Genomic DNA, 4,083 nt, shown 5'->3' on the forward strand with positions numbered 1-4,083 from the left:
GGCCTGGGGCGCCGGGACCTGGGCCCGGCCGGGCGGGGCGGCCGGCGAGGCCGGTGCGGCGGAGACCGGATGCCCGCCGGCCCGCGCCTGCTGGGACAGCTGGGCCTTGAGCTGGCGGGCCACCCCGGCCAGCGCGGCGGCGCTCGGCCAGCGGGCCGCCGGATCCTTGGCCAGCGCGCGCTCGACCACGGCCCGGACCTGCGGCGGGATGTCGGCGGGCAGCGGACGGGGGGTCTCCTGGACGTGGCGCATGGCGATCTCGAGGGGGTTGTCGCCCTCGAACGGGCGGCGGCCGGCGAGGCACTGGTACGCGACCACGCCGAGGGCGTAGACGTCCGAGGCGGGGGTGGCGACCCCGCCGGTGGCCTGCTCCGGCGAGATGTACGACGCGGTGCCGAGCACCGAACCGGCGGCGGTGAGCTGCCCCACCAGGTCGGACCGGGCGATGCCGAAGTCGGTGAGCACCAGGGTGCCGTTCGGGCGGACCAGCAGGTTGCCGGGCTTCACGTCCCGGTGCACGATCCCCTTCACATGGGCGGCGTGCAGCGCGTCGGCGGCCTGGGCGACCAGCGCCATGGTGCGGGCCGGAGTGAGCCGGCCGACCCGGCTCAGGGTGGCCGAGAGCGCGTCACCCTCGACGTACTCCATCACCAGAAAGGCGATCTGCTGGTCGTGGCCGAAGTCGTAGACGTCGACCACGCCGGGGTGGTTGATGGTCGCCATGGTGCGCGCCTCGCCCCGGAAGCGCTCGGCGAAGCCCGGCTCGTCCAGCAGGGCGGGAAGCAGGCTCTTGACCGCGACCGTCCGGCCGAGCACCTGGTCGATGCCGCGCCAGACGTCGCCCATGCCGCCGCTGGCGATCCGCTCGTCAAGGCGGTAGCGGTTGCCGAGCTGGACCCCGGGGCTGAGCATGTCAGCGGCCTCCGGGGTCGGCGATGGCGGCCCGCATGATCCGGCCGCCGATCCGGGCCGCCTCGGCGCTGCCGCCGTCGCCGGCCTGCTCCAGCACCACACAGACCGCGGAGACTGGGGTGCCGTCCTTGTCCAGAGCGAAGCCGATGAACCAGCCGTGGTCGGGGCGCTCCGGCGCCGACTGGGCGGTGCCAGTCTTGCCGCCGACGGTGTAGCCGTTGATCCGGGCGTTCCGTCCCGTGCCGTTCTCGACCACGCTGACCATCATCTCCCGCAGGTCGGCGGCGACCTGCCCGCTGACCGGCTGGCGCAGCTCCCGCGGCCTGGCCGTGTAGTAGTCGGTGGTGCGGTCCGGGCCGAGCAGCTGGCGGACCAGGTACGGGCGCATCTGGCTGCCGCCGTTGGCGACCGTGGCCGCGATCAGGGCCCCCTGCAGCGGAGTCATCCGGACGTCCCGCTGCCCGATGGAGGACTGGGCGAGCGCCGCCGGGTCGTCCCCGCCGTCGGCGTTCTGCATGCTGCCGGTCCGGCTAGCCGCCACCGAGTGGCCGCCCTCGCCGAGCCGGCCGACGGTGAGGTCCTCCTGCTCGAAGCCGAACTGCCGGGCCTTCTCCTTGACCGTGTCGGCGCCGAGCCGCAGGCCGAGCTGGGCGAAGCCGGTGTTGCACGACTCGGTGACCGCCTCCATCAGGGTCACCTGTGGCTCCGGGCAGATGGACGGTGCGGCGTTGCCGATCGGGGTGCCGGAGGTGGGCGGCGTGAAGCTGGAGCCGGCGGGGATCTGGGTGCTCTTGCCGATGCCGTTCTCCAGTGCCGCCGCGGCCACCACGATCTTGAAGGTGGAGCCCGGCGGCAGCACCTCGCCGAGCGCCCGGTTCTTCAGTGGGCCGTCCGGGGCCTGCTCCAGCCGGTTGTACGCGGCGCTGGCCTCGTTGGTGTCGTGGCTGGCCAACGGTTTGGGGTCGAAGCTGGGCATGGAGACCAGCGCCTGCACCGCCCCGGTACGCGGGTCGATGGCGATCGCCGCGCCCTTCGTGACGCCCTCCTGGTTGTTCCGCAGCTGCTCGTACGCGGTGTTCTGGGCCTGCTTCGAGAGGGTCAGCAGGACATTGCCGCCGCCGGTCTGGTCACCGGTGAACATGTCCTTGACCCGGTTGGCGATGAGCTGGTCGCTGGTGCCGGCCAGGAAGTCGTTCTCCGACTTCTCGATGCCGGTGTCGGCGAGGTTGACCGGCTTGTAGCCGAGCACGTGGGCGTACCGGGCCCCGCCCGGGTAGGTGCGCAGGTACTTCAGCTCGCCGCTGGTCTCCTTGCTGGTGGCCACCGCCGTGCCGCCGGCCTCGATGTTGCCGCGCTTGCGTTCGTACTCGGCGACTTGGACCCGGCCGTTGTAGTCGCTGTTGCGGTACTCGTCGGCCTTGTAGGCCTGGATCCAGTTCAGGTTCGCGAAGAGGAGCCCGAAGAGGATCATGACGACGACGCCGACCCGGCGCAGGGGTGCGTTCACGGCCTGATCACCTCCGTGGGGGCACCATGCAGCTGCTCCGGCGGGCCGCCGGACGGCCGGTCGGCCTTGCCGCCCCCGCCGGCGACCGGCCGCCGGGCCCCGTCGGAGACCCGGAGCAGGACCGCGACGAGCAGCCAGTTCGCCATCAGCGAGGAGCCACCGGCGGAGAGGAACGGGGTGGTCTGGCCGGTGAGCGGGATGAGCTTGCTGATCCCGCCGACGATCACGAAGACCTGCAATCCGAGGGTGAACGCCAGGCCACCGGCGAGCAGTTTGCCGAACGAGTCCCGGACCGCCAGGGCGGCGCGCAGCCCGCGCTCGACGATCAGCAGGTAGACCACGAGCAGCGCGGAGAGGCCGAACAGCCCGATCTCCTCACCGATGCCGGCGAAGATGAAGTCGTTCTGCACCTCGGGCAGCAGGCCCGGCTGGCCGCCACCCGGGCCGGCCCCGAACAGCCCGCCGGTGCCCAGCGCGAGGAGGCCCTGCACCAGCTGGTAGCCGTCCTTGTAAGGGTCGGCGAACGGGTCCAGCCAGATCTCGGCCCGCAGGTAGAAGTTGGCGAACGGCCCGCCGACGGTGCTGCCCAGCACGTACGCGAGGTAGGCGCCGCCGAAGAACAGCACCAGACCGATGAGCAGCCAGCTGACCCGTTCGGTGGCGATGTAGAGCGTCACCACGAACATGCCGAAGTAGAGCAGCGAGGTGCCGAGGTCCTTCTCGAAGACGAGGACCAGGAGGCTGATCAGCCAGACCACGACCACCGGGCCGAGGTCGCGCCCGCGCGGGAAGTCGATGCCGAGGATCCGGCGGCTGGCCAGGGACAGCACCTCGCGCTTGCGCACCAGGTAGTAGGCGAAGAAGACCAGCAGGGCCAGCTTGGCGAACTCACCGGGCTGGATGGAGAAGCCGCCCACCCGGATCCACAGCTTCGCACCGTTGATCTCGGAGAACCGGCCGGGCAGCACCGCCGGGATCATCACCAGCACGATGCCGGCCAGGCCCAGGGTGTACGCGTACCGGGAGATGGACCGGTGGTCGCGCATCAGGGCGAGCAACCCGGCGGCGAGGATCACCGAGACGAGTGTCCAGGCGAGCTGCCGGCCGCCCGTACCGGCGAAGATGGCTAGTTCCTCCCGTTCCGCCGGCGCGGCCGCACCCAGGTCGAGCCGGCGCAGGAAGCCCACGCCGAGACCGTTGAGCAGGGCGACCGCCGGCAGCAGGGCCGGGTCGGCGTACGGCGCCAGGAACCGGATCACCAGGTGCAGGCCGAGGAAGACCGCGGCGAGCGCGGCGGCCGGGATCCAGAAGTCGGCGGTGACCGTGTCGAGCACCTTCGCCTCGACCATCGCCCCGTACGCCGCCACCAGCACCATCGCCAGCAGCAGCAGCGACAGCTCGGCGTTGCGCCGGGACCGGGCCAGGCGTACGCCGGGCTGCCCGCCGGTGCTGGCGGGCGAGACTGCCGGGGTGGCCGCTGCGGTCACGTCGTCCTCGGATTCGAGCCGACGCTCACTCGGGCGACCGGCAGGCCGCCGGGTCGAGCGCGGGCGAAACGGTGTCGGAGGGCAGGGCGTCGGGGCTGGTGGTCGGCGCGACCGGCGTGGTCGGCGGGCCGCTGGCCACGGGGGGGCTCGCCGCCGCGCTCCCGCTCGGGGTGGGGG

General features: G+C 72.6%; 3 protein-coding genes. All 3 read right to left on the bottom strand.

Annotation, left to right across the window (positions count from 1 at the left end):
- Nucleotides 1-912, bottom strand: a 912-nt coding sequence (locus C1I99_RS29945; RefSeq protein WP_146604087.1) for a serine/threonine-protein kinase, incomplete at its 3' end; no start/stop codon positions are given.
- Between the two features lies 1 nt (nucleotide 913).
- Nucleotides 914-2,419, bottom strand: coding sequence for a peptidoglycan D,D-transpeptidase FtsI family protein (locus C1I99_RS29950; protein WP_111137534.1), 1,506 nt, complete (start codon nucleotides 2,417-2,419; stop codon nucleotides 914-916).
- A complete protein-coding gene (locus C1I99_RS29955) occupies nucleotides 2,416-3,906 on the bottom strand; it encodes an FtsW/RodA/SpoVE family cell cycle protein (protein ID WP_111137535.1) in 1,491 nt (496 codons plus the stop codon). The genes C1I99_RS29950 and C1I99_RS29955 overlap by 4 nt, the downstream gene beginning before the upstream one ends.
- Nucleotides 3,907-4,083 lie beyond the last annotated feature (177 nt).

It is taken from the genome of Micromonospora deserti (genome assembly GCF_003236335.1).
Taxonomy (GTDB): domain Bacteria; phylum Actinomycetota; class Actinomycetes; order Mycobacteriales; family Micromonosporaceae; genus Micromonospora; species Micromonospora deserti.